The sequence below is a fragment of the Pseudomonas sp. SIMBA_067 genome, assembly GCF_046534675.1.
GTDB classification, from domain to species: Bacteria; Pseudomonadota; Gammaproteobacteria; order Pseudomonadales; family Pseudomonadaceae; genus Aquipseudomonas; species Aquipseudomonas putida.
Window position 1 is genome coordinate 1 of sequence record NZ_JAWRYH010000894.1, and the last position, 253, is coordinate 253.

Here is a 253-nt window from a genome sequence, read left to right on the forward strand (position 1 = left end):
TCGGCCATGGGCGGCTTCGACAGCCTCAACCCCTACATCAGCAAAGGTGTGCCCGCCGATAACATCGGCCTGGTCTATGACACCCTGGCCATGCAGAGCCTGGACGAACCCGTCACCGAATACGGCCTGGTTGCCGGCAAGATCGAAAAAGCCCCGGATAACAGCTGGGTACGCTTCTATCTGCGCCCCGAAGCGCGCTTTCATGATGGGCAGCCGATCCGCGCCGACGATGTGGTGTTCACCTTCCAGACAC

1 protein-coding gene is annotated in these 253 nt (G+C 60.9%); it reads left to right on the top strand.

Annotated elements, in window-relative coordinates; translation table 11 throughout:
* On the top strand, positions 1 to 253 hold a 253-nt coding region (locus tag SB765_RS31800; RefSeq protein ID WP_410932781.1), incomplete at both ends, for an ABC transporter substrate-binding protein.